This is a genomic window from Janthinobacterium sp. GW822-FHT07A03 (assembly GCF_058798815.1).
Window position 1 is genome coordinate 551,422 of the sequence record NZ_JBXAKW010000003.1, and the last position, 17,882, is coordinate 569,303.

General features: G+C 62.5%; 17 protein-coding genes. 3 read left to right on the forward strand and 14 right to left on the reverse strand.

The genetic code is table 11. The annotated features are described in order from the left end of the window. Positions 1-118: 118 nt before the first annotated feature. The 6 genes from astB to AC1RJW_RS12105 all read right to left on the reverse strand — a co-directional run bounded on the left by astB (position 119) and on the right by AC1RJW_RS12105 (position 7,474). Entirely contained in the window at positions 119-1,459 is a 1,341-nt protein-coding gene (gene astB, locus AC1RJW_RS12080) for an N-succinylarginine dihydrolase (RefSeq protein ID WP_493045111.1), read from the reverse strand. A gap of 9 nt (positions 1,460-1,468) precedes the next feature. After that, positions 1,469-2,950: a succinylglutamate-semialdehyde dehydrogenase gene (gene astD, locus AC1RJW_RS12085; RefSeq protein WP_493045112.1), complete on the reverse strand. Its 1,482-nt coding sequence runs from the start codon at positions 2,948-2,950 to the stop codon at positions 1,469-1,471. Continuing rightward, on the reverse strand, positions 2,943-3,995 hold the full coding sequence (gene astA, locus AC1RJW_RS12090) for an arginine N-succinyltransferase (protein WP_493045113.1): 1,053 nt from the start codon (positions 3,993-3,995) through the stop codon (positions 2,943-2,945). The genes astD and astA overlap by 8 nt, the downstream gene beginning before the upstream one ends. A gap of 13 nt (positions 3,996-4,008) precedes the next feature. Beyond that, positions 4,009-5,040 (reverse strand): arginine N-succinyltransferase, encoded by a 1,032-nt coding sequence (locus tag AC1RJW_RS12095; protein ID WP_493045114.1) that lies wholly within the window; start codon positions 5,038-5,040, stop codon positions 4,009-4,011. Positions 5,041-5,147: 107 nt separating this feature from the next. After that, positions 5,148-6,389: an acetylornithine/succinylornithine family transaminase gene (astC, locus tag AC1RJW_RS12100; RefSeq protein WP_493045115.1), complete on the reverse strand. Its 1,242-nt coding sequence runs from the start codon at positions 6,387-6,389 to the stop codon at positions 5,148-5,150. A 140-nt stretch (positions 6,390-6,529) separates the two neighbouring features. After that, positions 6,530-7,474 carry a GlxA family transcriptional regulator gene (locus tag AC1RJW_RS12105; RefSeq protein ID WP_493045116.1) on the reverse strand — a complete coding sequence of 315 codons (945 nt, stop codon included), beginning with the start codon at positions 7,472-7,474 and terminating at the stop codon, positions 6,530-6,532. A 131-nt stretch (positions 7,475-7,605) separates the two neighbouring features. On the opposite strand from AC1RJW_RS12105, the gene AC1RJW_RS12110 reads away from it, so the two are divergent. The 3 genes from AC1RJW_RS12110 (at position 7,606) to AC1RJW_RS12120 (ending at position 9,504) form a co-directional block, all read left to right on the forward strand. Then, positions 7,606-8,040 carry a MarR family winged helix-turn-helix transcriptional regulator gene (locus tag AC1RJW_RS12110; RefSeq protein ID WP_353659668.1) on the forward strand — a complete coding sequence of 145 codons (435 nt, stop codon included), beginning with the start codon at positions 7,606-7,608 and terminating at the stop codon, positions 8,038-8,040. A 45-nt stretch (positions 8,041-8,085) separates the two neighbouring features. Further along, the gene (locus tag AC1RJW_RS12115) at positions 8,086-8,370 is read left to right on the forward strand and encodes a hypothetical protein (protein ID WP_034778933.1); all 285 of its coding nucleotides are present in this window, start codon (positions 8,086-8,088) and stop codon (positions 8,368-8,370) included. Positions 8,371-8,655: 285 nt separating this feature from the next. Beyond that, the gene (locus AC1RJW_RS12120) at positions 8,656-9,504 is read left to right on the forward strand and encodes an HDOD domain-containing protein (protein WP_493045117.1); all 849 of its coding nucleotides are present in this window, start codon (positions 8,656-8,658) and stop codon (positions 9,502-9,504) included. A gap of 179 nt (positions 9,505-9,683) precedes the next feature. On the opposite strand, the gene AC1RJW_RS12125 is transcribed toward AC1RJW_RS12120, so the two are convergent. From AC1RJW_RS12125 to queA, 8 genes are all read right to left on the reverse strand, one after another. Continuing rightward, positions 9,684-10,310 carry a glutathione S-transferase family protein gene (locus AC1RJW_RS12125; RefSeq protein ID WP_493045118.1) on the reverse strand — a complete coding sequence of 209 codons (627 nt, stop codon included), beginning with the start codon at positions 10,308-10,310 and terminating at the stop codon, positions 9,684-9,686. Positions 10,311-10,384: 74 nt separating this feature from the next. Then, positions 10,385-11,095: a helix-turn-helix transcriptional regulator gene (locus AC1RJW_RS12130; RefSeq protein WP_493045119.1), complete on the reverse strand. Its 711-nt coding sequence runs from the start codon at positions 11,093-11,095 to the stop codon at positions 10,385-10,387. Further along, positions 11,092-11,841: a hypothetical protein gene (locus AC1RJW_RS12135; protein WP_493045120.1), complete on the reverse strand. Its 750-nt coding sequence runs from the start codon at positions 11,839-11,841 to the stop codon at positions 11,092-11,094. The genes AC1RJW_RS12130 and AC1RJW_RS12135 overlap by 4 nt, the downstream gene beginning before the upstream one ends. Positions 11,842-11,913: 72 nt before the next feature. After that, positions 11,914-12,936: a protein translocase subunit SecF gene (secF, locus tag AC1RJW_RS12140; RefSeq protein WP_493045121.1), complete on the reverse strand. Its 1,023-nt coding sequence runs from the start codon at positions 12,934-12,936 to the stop codon at positions 11,914-11,916. A gap of 90 nt (positions 12,937-13,026) precedes the next feature. Further along, a complete protein-coding gene (gene secD / locus AC1RJW_RS12145; protein WP_326458874.1) occupies positions 13,027-14,892 on the reverse strand; it encodes a protein translocase subunit SecD in 1,866 nt (621 codons plus the stop codon). A gap of 96 nt (positions 14,893-14,988) precedes the next feature. Next, on the reverse strand, positions 14,989-15,321 hold the full coding sequence (yajC, locus tag AC1RJW_RS12150; protein WP_034745505.1) for a preprotein translocase subunit YajC: 333 nt from the start codon (positions 15,319-15,321) through the stop codon (positions 14,989-14,991). A gap of 196 nt (positions 15,322-15,517) precedes the next feature. After that, complete coding sequence (tgt, locus tag AC1RJW_RS12155; protein ID WP_493026176.1) at positions 15,518-16,657, reverse strand: tRNA guanosine(34) transglycosylase Tgt; 1,140 nt, start codon at positions 16,655-16,657, stop codon at positions 15,518-15,520. Between the two features lie 2 nt (positions 16,658-16,659). Continuing rightward, positions 16,660-17,715: a tRNA preQ1(34) S-adenosylmethionine ribosyltransferase-isomerase QueA gene (gene queA / locus AC1RJW_RS12160; protein ID WP_493045122.1), complete on the reverse strand. Its 1,056-nt coding sequence runs from the start codon at positions 17,713-17,715 to the stop codon at positions 16,660-16,662. Positions 17,716-17,882 lie beyond the last annotated feature (167 nt).

The window sequence follows — 17,882 nt, forward strand, 5'->3', positions numbered from 1 at the left end:
CCAACGCTGTCGTTCGGGCTTGTGGCTGGGCGGCAGCGGTGTCAAGAGACGGGGGGCGCCCGTCCAATTCTGTGCTACGGATAGTCTGTCTCGGATTTTCTGTGTGTTTTTCTATCGCCTACAAGTCGTACAATCCAGGTAAGTTGAGGATGATCGTCAATTCTTCAAGCGCCGCATGCACTTCCAGCGCTAGCTGCGGGTCAGCCAGGTCGCCCGGCTCCAGATGGTCGCGGTAGTGCTTTTCCACCCACTGCACCAGACGATGGTACAGCGTTTCCGTCATGATCACGCCCTGGTGCATGGCGCGCGCCTCGGTTTCCGTCAGGGCCACGCGCAAACGCAGGCAGGCGGGCCCGCCGCCGTTGCGCATGCTCTGGCGCAGGTCGAAATGGATCAGTTCATCGATCGGTCCACCGCTGGCCACCAGGCCTTCCAGGTAGCGCGACACGGCGCGGTTTTCCTGGCATTCCTGCGGGATCACCAGCGCCATCTTGCCGCCTTCTTTCGTCAACAGCTGGCTGTTGAACAGATAGCTGCTGACGGCGTCCGCGATCGGCACCTGGCCCGTGTCCACGCGCAAGGCCTGCAGCTCCGCCCCGGTGGCGGCGACGGCGCGGCGCAGCTGCGACAGGCTTTCCCCTTCATCGGCAAACGCCTGCTCGTGATAGAACAGCACATTGCCATTGCCGACGGCGATGACGTCGTTATGGAATACGCCCTGGTCGATCACTTCCGGATTCTGCTGCACGTACACGGTGCGCTTCGCGTCCAGGCCGTGCAATCGCGCCACGGCTTGCGACGCTTCCAGGGTCTGGCGTGCCGGATAGCGCTTCGGCGACGGCGCGGAAGGATCGAACTCCACGCGACCATACACGAACAATTCAACGGACGGCGCGCCGTGGCTCGCGCCCAGGCGCGTGTGGTTGGCCGCGCCCTCGTCGCCGAAGGCGGGCGTCGACGGCAGCGCGTCGTGCACGGCGAAGTGCTTGTCGTCGCTGAAAATGGCGCGCAGGCTGCGTGCCGACTGCGCGTGCTCGAAGGCGCGGTGCAGCTTGTTATTCAGGTTGGCGGCCGTGAAATGCACGCGGCCATCCTGCGTGTCCGCCGACGGGCTGACCGTGGCGGCGTTCGCCGTCCACATGGGCGAGGCGGAATACGCGCAGGCCAGGATGACGGGCGACTCCTTGTAGGCGCGCGCCAGCACCTCGGCGTCCGTGCCCGTGAAACCGATAGCGCGCAGCAGGCGGAAATTGGGCCGGTCCTGCGGCGGCAGCAAGGCTTGCGCAAAGCCGCGCGCGGCCAGCGCACGCATCTTGGCCAGGCCCTGCAAGGCGGCCTGCTTCGGATTCGAAGCGCTTTTCACATTGCTGAACGAGGCCACGTTGCCGAACGACAGTCCGGCATAGTTATGCGATGGCCCGACCAGGCCGTCAAAATTGTATTCGCGCGTGCTGTGCATGAGATTTCCTTAAAAATTCAGGCCGGGTGACAGCTTGGCCGGCAATTCCAATACGCTGTTCTCGATCGACGCAACCGGGTAGGCGCAGTAATCGGCCGCGTAATAGGCGCTCGGACGGTGGTTGCCCGACTTACCGATGCCGCCGAACGGCGCCGTGCTGGCCGCGCCCGTGGTCGGACGGTTCCAGTTGACGATGCCGGCGCGCGCGCGCGTCTGGAACGTTTGCCACAGGGCCGCATCGTCGGACAGGAGCGCGGCGGCCAGGCCGAATTCGGTGGCATTGGCAACCTTCAGGGCCGCATCGAAATCGGCCACGCGGATCACTTGCAGCAGGGGGCCGAACCATTCTTCGTCGGGGATGCCGGTGGCATCGGTGACGTCGACAATGCCGGCCGTGACAAAGCCCGCCTCGGGATTCAACTGGCGCATCTGCAGCAGGGTGGTGCCGCCCTTGGCCGCCATGTCGGCCTGCGCCTGTACCAGGCGCGCGGCCACGGCACTCGATACGACAGGGCCCATGAATGGCTGCGGCTGGGCGTCGGACGCGCCGATGCCCAGTTTCGCCGCCACTTCCACCAGGCGCGCCACAAAGGCAACACCAAAGGCATTGTCCTGCACCACCAGGCGGCGCGCGCAGGTGCAGCGCTGGCCAGCCGAGACGAAAGCGGAGAAGATCGCGTGGTGCACGGCCGCGTCCACGTCCTTCACGTCCCATACGACGAGCGCGTTGTTGCCGCCCATTTCCAGCGCCAGCATCTTGCCCGGCTGGCCGCCGAACTGGCGGTGCAGGCTGATGCCCGTCTGGCAGGAACCTGTAAACAGCACGCCGTCGAGCAAGGCATTGGCGCCCAGCGCCACGCCCGTGTCGCGCCCGCCGTTGACGAGGTTGACGACGCCGTTCGGCAGGCCTGCCTGCTGCCACAGCTGCACTGTTTTCACGGCCGTGCGCGGCGCATATTCGCTGGGCTTGAAGACGATGGTGTTACCGGCGATCAGGGCCGGCACGATATGGCCGTTCGGCAGGTGGACGGGGAAATTGTATGGGCCGAAGACGCCGAACACGCCATGCGGACGGTGGCGCAGCACGGCGTCGCCATCGGCGATCTTGCTTTGCATGATGCCCGTGCGCGCGTGGTACGACTGCACCGAGATATCGATCTTGTTGGCCATGGTGGCCACTTCCGTGCGCGACTCCCACAAGGGTTTACCCACTTCTTCCGAGATCAGCAGCGCCAGCGCCTCGGCGTGTTCCTTCAGCAGTTCGCGAAAGCGCACGCAGATGGCGATGCGCTCGTCGACGGGCGTATCGGCCCACGCTTCAAAGGCGGCGCGGGCGGCCTGGCAGGCTTGCCCGACTTCGTTTTCTGTCGCTTCCAGGCTGGCCCAGGTCTGCTTGCCGTTCGACGGATCGATGGTAACTAGTTCGCGGCCCGTGCCCGGCAGCCAGGCGCCGTTGATGAAGTTCGATTGCGTGGTATTCACATTAGACATGGGGATGCTTCCTCGGGTTGAGTGACAAGGTGCGCACGGTGTCGCCGTTGCGGCAGCGCAGCAGATGCAGTTCATCGTCGTCCAACGCGATCTTGCCGCTGTGCGGGTTGGCGCTGGTGACGATCATGCGGAAATCTTTCAGGTCGGTGTTCGACACCAGGTAAGGCTCGGCCTGGGCGGCGTCGCCGCACGCTTCAGGCGCAGCTTCGGCGTCGAGCACGGCCGGCATGCTGTCGCGCATGGCGCGCAGTTCGGACACGCGCGCCTGCAGCACGGGGCCGGCGTCGAAAATATCGACATAGCCTTCGAAGTGCAAGCCTTCCTGTTCCAGCAAACGGCGCGCAGGCGCCGTGCTCAGATGCACCTTGCCGATGACTTCCTGTGCCTCGTCGGGCAGGTAGGCCACGTACATGGGCTGGCGCGGCATCAGTTCGGCGATGAATGATTTCTTGCCCAGGCTCGTCAGGTCGTCGACGTGGTGGAAATCCATCTTGAAGAAGTGGCGGCCCAGGCCTTCATAAAACGGCGAGCTGCCGTCCGGCGCCTGGTAGCCGCGCATCTCCGCGATCAGCTTTTCCGTGAACAGGTGCGGGAACTGGGCGATGAACAGAAACCGGCTTTTCGACAGCAGCTTGCCGTTGTTGCCGCTGCGGTAGTCCGGGTGCAAAAACAGCGAGCACAGTTCCGTGCTGCCCGTCAGGTCATTCGACAGGTACAAGGTTTCCATGCGCGTAAATACATCGAGCTCGCGGCTTGAATGCACGAGGGTGCCGATGCGGTAGTTATAGAACGGTTCTTCCAGGCCCACGGCGCCCTTGATGGCGCACACGCCAGCCAGGCGGCCCGTGTCGGTATCCTCCATGACGAACATGTAGTCGCGCTTTTCGGGCGCGATGGTTTCGGCGAACGAGGCGCAGGCGATGGCCAGGCGGTCGCCCAGCATTTTCATGTCCGGCTTGAGGGTGGTCATGCCGGTGCCGACCTGGCTGGCCAGGCCGTACAGGGCGTCCAGGTCAGAAGCGTTGATGGCGCGTACTACTAGCATAGTGTTCTCTCGGTTAGATGCGCACGCAAATGACGCTGTCGCCTTCGGCCACGGCCAGCGCTTCAAGCAGCTCGGGCGGCAAGCCGACGGTGTCCTGCGCTTCGAGCGCATCGCAGGTAAAGGTGACGGCGCGGAAGTTGCGCTCCGCGCCCGACGCGATCGCGTAATGCACTTTCAGGCCCGTGCGGCTGGGCGTGACGCCCGCCACGACGCGGCGCGTGAGCGAGCCCGTAAACGAGCGCAGCGCATGCTTGTGCGCCTGCAGGATCGGGCCGCCATCGAAGATATCGATGTAATCGTCCGCTTCAAAGCCTTCTTCCGTCAGCAGATTGAACGCCAGTTCGCCGCTCGGGTGGATCTGGCCCATGGCCGCCTGCGCGTCGCCCGGCAGCAGCGGCACGTACACGGGGTAGTGCGGCATCAGTTCGACGATCAGGGTGCGGTTGCGGGCGCCGCCGATGACTTTTTCGGCATCGAGGAAATCCATCTGAAAGAACTTGCGGCCCAGCGCATCCCAGAACGGCGACTGGCCGTTGGCGTCCGTGATGCCGGCCAGCGGCACGAAGAAGCGGTCGCCGAAGCGGTGCGGCGCCAGCACGGCGAACAGCAGCCGCGCGCGCGACAGCAGCGCCGCTTCCAGGCCCGCCTGCTCCATGTTGCGCACATAGAAGCCGGATAGCTGCGAGTACGCCGTCAGCTCCGAACACAGGGTCAGCGCATGCACGCTGTGGCTGATGTTCAGGTCACGCGAGACTTGCTGGATGACGTCGTTGCGAAAGGAAAAATAGGTGCCGTTCGAGCCGGCCGAGGCGAAGATGGCGGCCGTGCCGGCGATGCTCTTGTCGAGCAGAGATTCAAGCACGAAGAGATACGACTCTTCGCTGGGGATGTCGACATGGGCGGCAAACGAGGCGATGGAGCGATCGACGGAAGCGGCGATTTTCTCGCGCGTCTTCGGCAGGGTATGGACACCCGGCATGGTTACCGCGGCCAGCGCTTCGAGGGCTGCAATATCCGCAATTTCTACCGGACGGACAACATACATGGGTACTCCTTCAATGCTGACGATACATGGGCTGAAAACCCGGGTAGAACCAAGCCGGCCCGCAGCAAAGCGGCGGGCCGGTGATCAAACAGGGAGCGAGGCTAGCCTCAGGCTTTCAGCATGCCGTCGATGGCGGCGCGCAGCAAGCGGCCCGCTTCGGCAATCTGCTCGTCCGAGACGATCAGGGCCGGCGCCAGGCGCACCACGTCCATGCCGGCGATCAGCACCATCAAGCCTTGCGCTTCGGCCGCTTTCTGGATGTCTTTCGCGCGGCCCTTCCAGGCATCGCTGACGACCAGGCCCAGCAGCAAACCGCTGCCGCGCACCACGGAGAACACTTGCGGGTAATCCGTGATCAAGCCTTGCAGCATGGCGATGGTGTTGACGCTCGCTTCCTTGACGCGCGCCAGGAACGCCGGCGTGTTGATCGTGTCCAGCACGGTCAGGGCCACGGTGGCGGCCAGCGGGTTGCCGCCGTAGGTGGTGCCATGGGTACCGACGGCCAGGGTTTGCGCCAGTTCGTTGGTGGTCAGCATGGCGCCGATCGGGTAGCCGTTGCCCAGCGCCTTGGCAGCCGTCAGGATGTCCGGCGTGACGCCGTAGCCCATGTACGCGAACAATGCGCCAGTGCGGCCCATGCCGCTCTGGACTTCGTCGAAAATCAGCAGCGCGCCGGTCTTGTCGCACAAGGCGCGCAGTTCCTTGAGGAACTCCGGATTGCCCGGCACCACACCACCTTCGCCCTGTACCGGCTCGACGATCACGGCGCACACGTCATCGCCGATGGCGGCGCGCGCCGCTTCGATGTCGTTGTAGGCGATATGGTCGATCGACGGCGGCAGCGGCTCGAAGCCTTCCGTGTACTTGGCCTGGCCGCCGACGGAGACCGTAAACAGGGTGCGGCCGTGGAAGGAGCTGAAGCACGAGATGATGCGCGACTTGTGCGCACCAAATTTGGTGTGCGCGTACTTGCGCGCCAGCTTCAGGGCCGCTTCATTGGCTTCCGCGCCCGAGTTGCAGAAGAAGGCGCGGTCGGCGAAGGTCACTTCCGTCAGCGCCAGCGCCAGACGCAGCACAGGCTCGTTCGTATAGCCGTTGCCTAAATGCCACAAATTATTGATTTGCTTGGTCAGCACGTCGACCAGGGCCGGATAGCAGTGGCCCAGGCTGTTGACGGCGATGCCGGAGGTGAAATCGAGGTAATGCTTGCCCGACTGGTCCCACAAATCCAGTCCGGAACCGCGCACGGGCACCATGGCTGCAGGGGCGTAGGTAGGAACGAGGACCTGGTCAAAGGTTTCCCGGGTGACTGGACGAGCCGTTACGGTCGAATCAAGCTTGGCATTCATAGCATTTCCCCATCAATATGTTAGGTACTCCGCAGCTACGACAGCTACGTGTGTACTGCATTATAAAAAGCGGGATGCTAAAACTCTTTTGAATCTGCGACAAGGATTTTCACAATTCATCACAGCAGGGCTTGCCTTAATCAAACCGGCGGCATCAGCTTTCTTTGCCGCTCTTCGCGCGGTGTATTGCCAAACAGGGTGCCAAACGCCGTGGAAAAGTGCGAGCCGGAGGAAAAGCCGCACATCAGGCCTACTTGCACGATGGAATAATGTGTATCAAGCAACAGTTGCCGTGAGCGCTGCAGGCGCAGCTCCAGGTAGTAGCGCGACGGCAGGCTGCCCAGGTATTGCTTGAACAGCCGCTCCAGCTGGCGCCGCGACAGACCCACCAGGCTGGCGATGTCGTCGGTCGACAGCGGCTCCTCGATATTGGCTTCCATCAAGGTCACAGCTTCGGACAGTTTCGGTTGCAACACGCCGAAGCGCGCCTGCAGGGCCACGCGCTGGCGCTCTTCCTTGCCGCGCACCTTGTCCACGCACAACGCTTCCTTGACGAGCGCCTGCACGTCGGCGCCAAAGATGGTCTCGATCAGGGTCAGCGAAAAGTCGATGCTGGCCGCGCCGCCGCAGCAGGTGATGTGCGGGCCGTCGATGTCGAACAAATGCGGCGTCAGGATGGCCCGTTCGGCCTTCGCTTCCGCATCGGCATACAAGGCCCACGGCAAGGCGATGCGCACGCCATCCATGACGCCCGCGTCGGCCAGCCACAGCACGGCCGCCCCCACGCCGCCCCAGAACGGCGCCGAGCGGCAGCGCTCGATCACGGCCCGGCACAGCTCGGCGCGCAGCGGCGCTTGCGTTTCATCGGCCACCAGCAGTGCGATATGCCAGTTGCCGCCCTGCGCGGCCACCTGTTCCGGCGTGCGCACGTCCAGCTGGAACGCCTGCGAGCCCAGCGCCCGCGCGCACAGGCGCAACGGCTGCACCAGGCCGGCCCAGGTGATCGACTCGGCATCGCCGGCATGCACCAGCAGCAAGCGCAGCGGTTTGTCGAGGCCGATACGGGAAAGATTAGCGAATGACATCGGCAGGGCGGGATCGGGGCAAGGGCTGAGTTGCCCACATGATACCGGACTTCCGCCCCATCGAGACCCTCATGCAAGGGCGCATCCTGGCGCGGCGGAAAAAAGCGGAGCGGAAGGATATAATCACTCCCATGGGTGAACGATATTTAAAAAGTATCCGGCTGCTGGCCGAATGCATGCAAGGCTTCGAGCGGTTTTCTAGCGACTTCGTGCGCCAGTACGGCTTGACGCATGCGCAATTCGACATCATTGCCACGCTCGGCAACACTTGCGGCATGTCCTATAAGGAACTGGGCCAGAAAACCCTGATTACCAAGGGGACTTTGACGGGCGTGGTGGACCGGCTGGAACAAAAGGGGCTGGTGATACGCGAACGTTGTCCACGCGACAAGCGTTCCTATTACGTGCGCCTGAGCTGCGAGGGCGAACAGGTGTTCCATGACGTGTTCCCCAAGCTGACAAAGCAGGGCCAGCACCTGTTCGACGGCTATACCGAAGACGATTTCATGCGGTTGGAAACCACCCTGGCAGGCTTGAAACACGCCATCGCCAACGGTCACGGCTGACCATTCACCAAGCACAGACATTCAAACAAGACAAAGGAAACCAAGTTGAAAACCTCACTGCTCGAAGGCAAAAAGCCCGCTCATTTCGATAAACACATCATCGGCAACCTGCTGCTCAACGCCAGCACGCCGGAACTGGTGCGCCAGGAAAAACTGATCATCGGCGTGCGCAACGAAGATGGCGAAATCTACCGCCTGATCGGCGCCACCAAGCACAACAGCTTCATGAACGCCGTCGAGGAACTCTTCGACCTGGGCTTGACCGATGAGCTGGAAGACAGCGACGAACTCGTTGAAGGCTGCGACGCCATCTTCAGCGAATCTCTCTAACAACGCGTAACAAAACCTGCTGCGCGGTGCGCTTTGCGGCCTGCGATGCTCACCGGCTCGGCGCCCCCGTACTAAGGTACGGTTGCGCTTCTTAGCCACAAATCCCATCCGCTCACGATGGTTTTGTTAAGCGTTCGAAATTTCGTCGTTCAAAATGGGCACGCGTACAGTTGACTCGTGCCCATTTTGCATTTACGGGGCTTTGCTTGCCTTCTGCCAGGCTGTTTGCGAAAAGATCACGGTTAAAAAGTTCCGTACGGAAATATTGCGAGTATAATTTTTTCAATGAACAGACTCGACGCCTTTAAAAGCATCGCCGCACAAGCCGCTCGTGGCGAGCTGACCTTTCCTGCCAATGTGGACGCTTCGCTCAAGCTGCAAGAGGCGCTGGCCGATCCCGACTGCCATATCGAAGCCGCTGCCAAGCTGGTGCAGGCCGACCCGCTGCTGGCCGCGCGCACGGTGGCCATCGCCAATTCGGTGGCGTTCAACCGCTCCGGCAATGAAATCACCAGCGTGCGCAACGCCGTGCAGCGGCTCGGCGTGCGTACCCTGCAGTCGGTGGTGGCATCGCTGATCGTGCGCCAGCTGGGCAGCACCATCACCGATCCCGTGCTGCAGGCGAAGGCCAACCAGCTGTGGGAGCACACGGCCCACGTGGCGGCCCTGTCGCAGGTACTGGCCCGCCGCGTCACCAAGGTGGACCCCGATACGGCCCTGTTTGCCGGCATCATGCATGAAGTGGGCGGCTTTTATCTGCTGTCGCGCGCGGCCGAATTTCCCGGCATCCTGGACGGCGAACCGCAGGACTGGGTCGAACATGGCGAACAGGCGATCGGCCATGGCGTCCTGACCAAACTGAAGGTGCCGGAAGCCGTGATGGGCGCCATCGATGCGCTGTGGGAGGGCCTGCGCGCCATCCCGCCCGAATCGCTGGGCGACACCCTGCTGCTGGCAAACGACCTGGCGCCCGTCTCGTCGCCCCTCAATGAAAGCCCGGCCGCCATCGCCGTGCGCGCTGCGCGCGCCGCCGGCAGCATCGATTGCGTGATCGGTGACGATGCGACGCTGTCGAGCATCATGGAAGAATCGGACGATGAAGTGCAGTCGCTGCTGAAGGTGCTCGTGCATTGATGCACTTCACGCGCAAAATGTGGGTACTCACTATCAACAGAAAACGCCAATAACGCCGGACAAAAAAAACCCGCTCGAAAGCGGGTAAAGTCCAAAGCTAGGGATGTCCTGAAAGAGACAGCCCTATCTTATGCGGTGCGCCGCGCCGGCTCCGTGCGTTGGCACACTTAGCGCGCACATTATCCCGGCAACAGTTCTACATCCGTTTCCTGCCAGGCGCGCAACTGCCGCACGCGGGCAAACCACGCCTCGATGTGCCGGTACTGCGCCAGCGGCAGCCGCACGGCCTCGCTGTACATCAGGGGCGCGGCCACGGCGAAATCGGCCAGCGTCACATCGTCTCCGCTAAGCCAGCTGCGCGCTGCCAGATGCGCGTCCAGCACCACGGCGCATTCATGCAGGTCGCGCTCGCCGCGCGCCTCTTCCAGCGGGTCCGCCGGACCATTGCCCGTCATGCCTTTCCAGGCGCGTTCCCAGGCCAGCACGCTGATGGCGGGCGCGAAATGCTGCGCGGCCCAGAACAGCCAGCGGTTGACGTCGGCGCGCGCTTGCGGCGCCTGCGGATAAATCGTCTGGCCCGGCACCTGCTCGGCCAGGTATTGCATGATGGCGCACGATTCCCACAGCAGGAAAGCGCCATCGGCCAGCACGGGCACCTTGCCGTTCGGGTTCAGTTCGGCCAGCCGGCGGCGGTCGTCCGCATTCATCAGGTCGACTTCGGCCAGTTCCAGAGGCAGGCCAAGGTGGATCGCCGTCATCAGGGCACGGCGGGCATTCGAGGACATGGGGTGGTGGTACAGGCGCATGGTAAATGGCTCCGGTGAGTGAAGAAGCCACCATCGTAGTCGCCGTCACTGACAGTTTTTGTCAGTAGAGAATGTCAGGATTCCGGGTCGATATCGTGCGCCTTGCGCCAGGTGTCGAGCAAGGCGTGGCGGCGCGTGGGATAGCGCTCCTCGTGCTGTTGCACGCTGGCGATGCGGTCGATGCGGAAATGCCGGTAATCGCCGCGCAGCTCGCACCAGGCGGCCAGCAGGCGCTTACCCTCGAAAAAGGCCAGGGCAAACGGCCACACCGTGCGCGAGGTGGCGCTGCCATGCTCATCCTGATAGGCGAGCGTGAGCTTCTGTTCGTAGCGGATCGCCTCGCGCACGGGCTGCACATACCGGTCGGCCGGGTCGGCCGGCTGCGTGCCATCGGCGGGGCGGCCCAGCGGCACCCACAGGCTGGTCTCGGCCATGCTGTCGCGCAAATCGCGCGGCGAGGCGGCCGCGATCTTCGCCAGGGCATTGCTGGCCGCCTGCGCCAGACCCGCGTCGCCCTGGCGGCGTACCCAGCGTGCGCCCAGCACCAGCGCTTCCAATTCATCGGGCCCGAACATCAGCGGCGGCAGGAAGGCGCCGCGGCGCAGCACGTAGCCGATGCCCGCCTCGCCCAGCAAGGGCGCGCCCAGTTCGGCCAGGGTCTGGATATCGCGGTAGATCGTGCGCTCGGATACGCCCAGCTGCTGCGCCAGCTGGGCTGCCGTGACGGGCACCCTTTTGGCCCGCATGGCGTCCATCAGCAGGAACAAACGGCCGCTGCGGCTCATGGACAGCCCTGCAAGGCCTGGTCGCCCATGACGAGGGCGGACAGGGCCGGCACGTACAGATAGCCGTCGGGCGCCAGACGCGCTGCGCGCGGCCCCTCGTCCACGCCGGCGATGCCGTAGCAGCGCTGCAGGCGGGCGGCGGCCGGCCACCAGTAGACGGCCGCCTCCTGGTCGGGAAAATGCTGGCGCACGCCGTCGGCCTGCGCCACCACGTGCGGAAAATCGCGGTAAAAAGCGGGGGCAATGCCCAGCTCCGCGGCAAACGCCGCTTCCTGCGCCGCCGTGTCGGCCAATCGGACCGCAAGCGCTGCCGTTTCGCGCTCCAGGTCCTCGGCCGCCACGCCAGCTTCGCCCAAGGTGCGGCGCAATTGCGCCGGGCTTGCCTGCGTGCGCAGGAATGCCGATTCCTGCAGCGCCAGCACGGCATCGGCTGGAATGCGCTTGTGCCGCGCGGCCGGGAAGACATACAGGGCGCAGCTGCCCGCGCACACGGTGTCGATGGCAATATCCCATTGCTGCCGGCGCAGATAGCGGCCCAGTTGCATGGCCGCCAGCGCATCGCCACCCTCGCTATTCACGCGCAACAGCGTCGTAGCCGGCGTGGCCAGCAGCCGCAGCTTGTCCACGTCACCCTCGGCAATCGGGCCGCGCAGGGCGATGGCACCGCTGTCCACTCGGCTCAATTGCGCGGCACTGGCCAGCGTGCCGATGCCCACCATGATGCCCATCACTATCAAACGCTTCATCGTCATCCACCATAAAAAAAACGACCACCGCAACGGTGATCGTTTTTCATTCGACCTGCAAAAAACCTGCGCTTACACCACGGCGCCGTCGGTTTCGTCTTTTTCCTTGATCGGCTTGATCAAGTCTTCGCGCTTGACGCCCAGCCACATGGCGATCGAGGCCGCGACGAACACGGACGAGTAAATACCGAAGCAGATACCGATGGTCAGCGCCAGGGCGAAGTGGTGCAGGGTCTGGCCGCCGAAGACCAGCATCGACAGCACCATCATCTGGGTCGAACCGTGGGTGATGATGGTACGCGAAATGGTGCTGGTGATCGCGCTGTCGATCACTTCATGCACGGTCGCCTTGCGCTGCTTGCGGAAGTTTTCGCGGATACGGTCAAAGATCACCACCGATTCGTTGACGGAATAGCCAAGCACCGCCAGGATCGCCGCCAGCACGGTCAGCGAGAATTCCCATTCGAAGAAGGCGAAGAAGCCCAGGATGATCACCACGTCGTGCAAGTTGGCGATAATGGCCGAGACAGCGTACTTCCATTCGAAGCGGATGGCCAGGTAGATCATCACGCCGATAATCACCACCACCAGCGCGTTCAAGCCGTTCTGCGCCAGTTCCTCGCCCACCTGCGGGCCGACGAATTCGACTTTCTGCAAGACGACCGCTTCGCTGCCGGCAGCGTCCATACAGGCGCTCTTGAGCACATGTTCGCCTTTGGCGGTGACGGTATCGATGGCCTTGGTCGTGCCTTGCTCGGCCTTGCACAGCGCATCAAACACGCGCTGCGAGGTGTTCGCGGCGCTGACGCCCTTTTCCACCGGCAGACGGATCATCACATCGCGCGCCGTATCGAAGCTCGTCACGCCCGGCTCTTCGTAGCCCATGGCGATGAGCGTGCCGCGTATGCCTTCAAGATTGGCCGCCTTGGGGTATTTCACCTCCATCAGGGTGCCGCCCTTGAATTCGACGGACAGATGCAAGCCCTTGTGCACCAGGAAGAAGACGGCGGCAAGGAAGGTCACCGCCGAAATCACGTTGAAAATCAACGCATGGCGCATGAAGGGAATATCTTTTTTGATCCGGAAAAATTCCATGAAATCCTCTGAGTTCTATTCTGTGCATCCGGCGGCTGGGCCACCGGACGCGATCGCTGTTGACGCTATTGGGTGAGTCGGGGCCGTCGCTTATTTGCTGGTGCCCGGCACCCACACCGTGCCGATCGACAAGGTCGTCAGCTTTTTCTTGCGGCCATACCAGAGGTTGACCACGCCGCGCGAGACGAAGACGGAGGAGAACATCGAGGTCAGGATGCCCAGGCAATGCACGACAGCGAAGCCGCGCACCGGACCGCTGCCGAAGGCCAGCAGCGCCAGGCCGACGATCAGGGTGGTCACGTTCGAGTCCAGAATCGTGGCCCAGGCGCGGTCGAAGCCGGCGGCGATCGCCGCTTGCGGCGTATTACCGGCGCGCAGCTCTTCGCGGATACGTTCATTGATCAGTACGTTGGCGTCAATCGCCATGCCTAGCGCCAGCGCGATAGCGGCGATACCCGGCAAGGTCAACGTCACCTGGATCATCGACAGCAAGCCGACCAGCAACAGCAGGTTGGTGGCCAGGGCCAGCACGCTGAAGGCGCCGAACAGCATGTAGTAGGCGATCATGAAGACGGCGATGGCGATGAAGCCATACAAGGTCGAATGGAAGCCCTTGGCGATGTTTTCCGCGCCCAGTTGCGGTCCGATCGTGCGTTCCTCGATGACGGTCATCGGTGCGGACAGGGCGCCCGAGCGCAGCAGCAGCGCCAGTTCATTCGCGTTTTCCGCGCCGCCCATGCCGGTGATCTGGAAGCGCGAACCGAGTTCCTGCTGGATGGTCGCGACCGACAGCACTTCCGGCTTGCCCTTTTCAAACAGCACGATGGCCATGCGCTTGCCCACGCGTTCGCGCGTCGCTTCGCGCATCTTGCGTCCGCCGTCGCCATTCAGGTCGATCGACACGGCCGCTTGCTGGTTCTGGTCGAAGCTGGCCGTGGCGCTGGAGATATAGTCGCCCGTCAGGATCACGTCTTTCGCCAGCACGACAGGTACACCCTTGCCGACGGTGAACAATTCCGAGTTGAACGGAATGGCGCTCGACAGTTCGGTGCCGGGCACGATGGTTTCATCGACCAGGCGCACTTCCAGGGTAGCCGTGCGGCCGATGATGGCTTTCGCGCGGGCCACGTCCTGCACGCCAGGCAGTTGCACCACGATGCGGTCGGGACCTTGCTGCTGGATCAGCGGCTCGGCCACGCCCAGCTCGTTGACGCGCTTGGACAGGGTGGAGATATTCTGTTTCACGCCTTCGTCGATGGTCGCCTTCAGGGCCGCCGGTTTCAGGGTGATGTTCAATTTCAGGTCGCTGCCTTCGCCCGCATCGGCGAACGCCAGTTCCGACATCTGGTCGGATAGCACATTCTTGGCCTTCAGACGCGTTTCCGCGTCGCGGAAATTGATCTGGACGCTGTCGCCCACGCGCTCGATGCCGGCGTGGCGGATATTCTTGTCACGCAACACGCTACGCGCGGCGGACTGGACGCCCTGGACTTTCTTGTTCAGTACCGCTTTGGCATCGACCTGCATCAGGAAGTGCACGCCGCCGCGCAAATCCAGGCCCAGGAACATGGGCAAGGCATGCATTTTCTGCATCCACATCGGCGTATTGGCTTGCAGATTGACCGTCACGATGTACGCGGGGTCGCTGGCATCGGGATTGAGGTCCTTTTCCAGCACCAGTTTCGCCTTGAACTGGGTATCGGGATCGGCGAAACGCACGCGCACGGAGGCGAGGTTGCCGGCGCCATCCATGGTGACACCTTCCGACTTGACGTTCTCTTTCGTCAATATTTGCTCGACTTGCGTCATCAGCTCGCCCGTCACTTTGACGGTCGACTTGCCGCTGGTTACTTGCAGCGCCGGTGATTCACCGAAATAGTTGGGCGCCGTATAGAGTGCGCCCAGCAATAAGGCGACGACGATGATGATGTATTTCCAGGCAGGATAGCGATTCATATTGATTCAGCGTTCAGTGTTGAGCGTCGGAGGCGTCGCGAGGGGCGGCGGATAGCCGCCCCGTTCAATCATTGCCGGGGCAATGACAGCGAGGAATTACAGCGCCTTCAGGGTGCCTTTAGGCAGCAAGGTGGTAATGGAGCTCTTTTGCACCGTGATTTCGGTGCCGGTCGCCACTTCGATGGTGACGTAAGCGTCCACTACCTTGACAACACGGCCCAGCATGCCGCCGGCGGTGACGACTTCGTCACCCTTGGCCAGCGCGTCCATCATCGCCCGTTGTTCTTTGGCGCGTTTTTGCTGTGGACGGATCATCAGGAAATACATGACCACGAACATCAATACCAGCGGCAGGAAGCTGGTCAGGTTGCCGCCGAGGCCCAGGGCGTCGGTTGGGGCTTGCGCATAAGCGTTGGAAATGAAAAACACGGTGACTCCAGTTCTAATCAGTTTGAAAAAATAGCGCTGTATTCTAGCATTGGCAATCCGCCAAGCCCCCAATTGCAGGCATGGCAGCTTCAAATGGGGCTAAAAAGGCATTATGCAATGCTTTCTCGCCCCCGTCCAAGCACCAATACACAAAACTTCCAGCCCTGCTGCTGCCAGGGCGCAAGCTAAGGTTTTCTTAAGTTCCGCGTGCGCGTTCCGCATGGAATTGCAGCGTAAACGCGTGGAAACGGTCTTCATCGAGCGCTTCACGCATCTGGCGCATCAGGTCCAGGTAGTAATGCAGGTTGTGGATGGTGTTCAGGCGCGCGCCGAGGATTTCCTTGGAGCGGTGCAAATGGTGCAGGTAAGCGCGCGAAAAGTTGCGGCAGGCGTAGCAGCTGCAGGTCTCGTCGAGCGGCGTCTGGTCTTCCTTGTACTTGGCGTTCTTGATCTTGATGTCGCCAAAACGGGTGAACAGCCAGCCATTGCGCGCGTTACGCGTCGGCATGACGCAGTCGAACATGTCGATGCCGTTCGACACGCCCGCCACCAAGTCTTCCGGCGTGCCCACGCCCATCAGGTAATGGGGCTTGTTGGCCGGCAGGCGCGGGCCCACGTGGGCCAGCATGCGCATCATGTCTTCCTTCGGCTCGCCGACGGACAGGCCGCCGATGGCGATGCCGGGGAAATCGATCTCTTCGAGCTTGGCCAGCGACTCGTCGCGCAGCATTTCGAACATGCCGCCCTGCACGATGCCGAACAGCGCATTCGGGTTTTCGCCGCGGTGGAACTCATCCTTCGAGCGCTGCGCCCAGCGCAAGGACATGCGCATGGACTTGGCCGCTTCCTCGATGGTGGCCGGGCGACCCTGGATTTCGTACGGCGTGCACTCGTCGAACTGCATGACGATATCAGAATTCAAGACGCGCTGCACCTGCATCGACACTTCCGGCGAGAGGAACAGTTTATCGCCGTTGATGGGCGAATTGAAATGCACGCCCTCTTCCGTGATCTTGCGCATGGCGCCCAGCGAAAACACCTGGAAACCGCCCGAATCCGTCAAAATCGGCTTGTTCCAGCCCATGAAACCGTGCAAGCCGCCGAATTTTTCCATGACGGTATTGCCTGGACGCAACCACAAATGAAACGTGTTGCCCAGGATGATTTGCGCGTCGATCTCGTTCAGTTCCAGCGGCGACATGGCTTTGACGGAACCGTAAGTGCCCACTGGCATGAAGATCGGCGTCTGCACGACGCCATGGTTGAGTTTCAAGGTGCCGCGGCGTGCCTTGGTCAGGCCGCTCGTGTCGGTCTTGAGTAATGTAAATTCCAGCATGGTCAGTCTTTCACGGGGGTATCAAGGTTCAGCGCAGCGCGCGATTGCGTGGTGAGCAGCATCGCATCGCCATAGCTGAAGAAACGGTAGTTCTGCGCGATCGCATGCGCGTAGGCGTTGCGGATCGGCTCATAGCCGGCAAAGGCCGACACCAGCATCAGCAGGGTCGACTTCGGCAAATGGAAGTTGGTGATCAAACGCGTTACCGTCTTGAAAGCATAGCCGGGCGTGATGAACAGGGCCGTATCGGCGCTGCCCGCCACCAGCTGGCCGCTTTGCGAGGCCGATTCCAGCGCGCGCAGGCTGGTCGTGCCGACAGCGACCACGTCGCGCCCGGCAAGTTGAGCGGCGCGTACGGCGTCGACGGTCTCCTGCGGCATGGTGTACCACTCGGTATGCATCTTGTGTTCGGCCAGCACTTCCGTGCGCACGGGCTGGAAGGTGCCGGCGCCCACGTGCAGGGTCACATAGGCAAAGTTGACGCCCTTGGCCTTCAATTGATCGAGCAGGGCCTGGTCGAAATGCAGGCCGGCCGTCGGCGCGGCGACAGCGCCCGGCACCTTGTTGAAGACCGTCTGGTAGCGCGTTTCGTCGAATTCGTCCGCATCGTGCTCGATGTAGGGCGGCAGCGGCAAGCGGCCATGCGCCTCGATCAGCTCGAACACGTCGGCCTCGAAGTGCAAGGTAAAGAATTCGCCGGCGCGCTGGCCGACCGTGACGTCGAAGGCGTCGGCCAGGCGGATGCGGCAGCCGGGCGGCGGCGACTTCGACGCGCGCACCTGGGCCAGCACGGTGCGGTCATCGAGTACGCGCTCGACGAGCGCCTCGATCTTGCCGCCGCTTTCCTTGACGCCGAAGAAGCGCGCCTTGAGCACGCGCGTATCGTTCATCACCAGCAGGTCGCCCGCGGCTAGCTGTCCTACGATATCGGCGAACTGGCGGTCAACCAGGGTCTCGCCGTCCAGATGCAACAGGCGCGAGGCGCTGCGCTCGGCCAACGGAGTTTGCGCAATGTTTTCTTGCGGCAAATTAAAATCGAAATCGGAAAGCGAATACATGCGTTTTGCTTCAAAAGTACGTCAAAAATGATTAGGAGTGCGCAATGGAACATCTGGCACTATACTGTGCGCCTATACAGGCATTACAATAATCCGCCGCAACAATTTACGACTGCGGTACGCACAGGGTGTGCCGGACAACCCTCTATTTTACGCTAGCGGCACAA

What these genes read in the sequence shown, in the direction of transcription:
- astB (WP_493045111.1), bottom strand. Translation starts at nt 1,459, where the DNA reads ATGCACAGCACGCGCGAATACAATTTTGACGGCCTGGTCGGGCCATCG.
- astD (WP_493045112.1), bottom strand. Translation starts at nt 2,950, where the DNA reads ATGTCTAATGTGAATACCACGCAATCGAACTTCATCAACGGCGCCTGG.
- astA (WP_493045113.1), bottom strand. Translation starts at nt 3,995, where the DNA reads ATGCTAGTAGTACGCGCCATCAACGCTTCTGACCTGGACGCCCTGTAC.
- AC1RJW_RS12095 (WP_493045114.1), bottom strand. Translation starts at nt 5,040, where the DNA reads ATGTATGTTGTCCGTCCGGTAGAAATTGCGGATATTGCAGCCCTCGAA.
- astC (WP_493045115.1), bottom strand. Translation starts at nt 6,389, where the DNA reads ATGAATGCCAAGCTTGATTCGACCGTAACGGCTCGTCCAGTCACCCGG.
- AC1RJW_RS12105 (WP_493045116.1), bottom strand. Translation starts at nt 7,474, where the DNA reads ATGTCATTCGCTAATCTTTCCCGTATCGGCCTCGACAAACCGCTGCGC.
- AC1RJW_RS12110 (WP_353659668.1), top strand. Translation starts at nt 7,606, where the DNA reads ATGGGTGAACGATATTTAAAAAGTATCCGGCTGCTGGCCGAATGCATG.
- AC1RJW_RS12120 (WP_493045117.1), top strand. Translation starts at nt 8,656, where the DNA reads ATGAACAGACTCGACGCCTTTAAAAGCATCGCCGCACAAGCCGCTCGT.
- AC1RJW_RS12125 (WP_493045118.1), bottom strand. Translation starts at nt 10,310, where the DNA reads ATGCGCCTGTACCACCACCCCATGTCCTCGAATGCCCGCCGTGCCCTG.
- AC1RJW_RS12130 (WP_493045119.1), bottom strand. Translation starts at nt 11,095, where the DNA reads ATGAGCCGCAGCGGCCGTTTGTTCCTGCTGATGGACGCCATGCGGGCC.
- AC1RJW_RS12135 (WP_493045120.1), bottom strand. Translation starts at nt 11,841, where the DNA reads ATGAAGCGTTTGATAGTGATGGGCATCATGGTGGGCATCGGCACGCTG.
- secF (WP_493045121.1), bottom strand. Translation starts at nt 12,936, where the DNA reads ATGGAATTTTTCCGGATCAAAAAAGATATTCCCTTCATGCGCCATGCG.
- secD (WP_326458874.1), bottom strand. Translation starts at nt 14,892, where the DNA reads ATGAATCGCTATCCTGCCTGGAAATACATCATCATCGTCGTCGCCTTA.
- tgt (WP_493026176.1), bottom strand. Translation starts at nt 16,657, where the DNA reads ATGCTGGAATTTACATTACTCAAGACCGACACGAGCGGCCTGACCAAG.
- queA (WP_493045122.1), bottom strand. Translation starts at nt 17,715, where the DNA reads ATGTATTCGCTTTCCGATTTCGATTTTAATTTGCCGCAAGAAAACATT.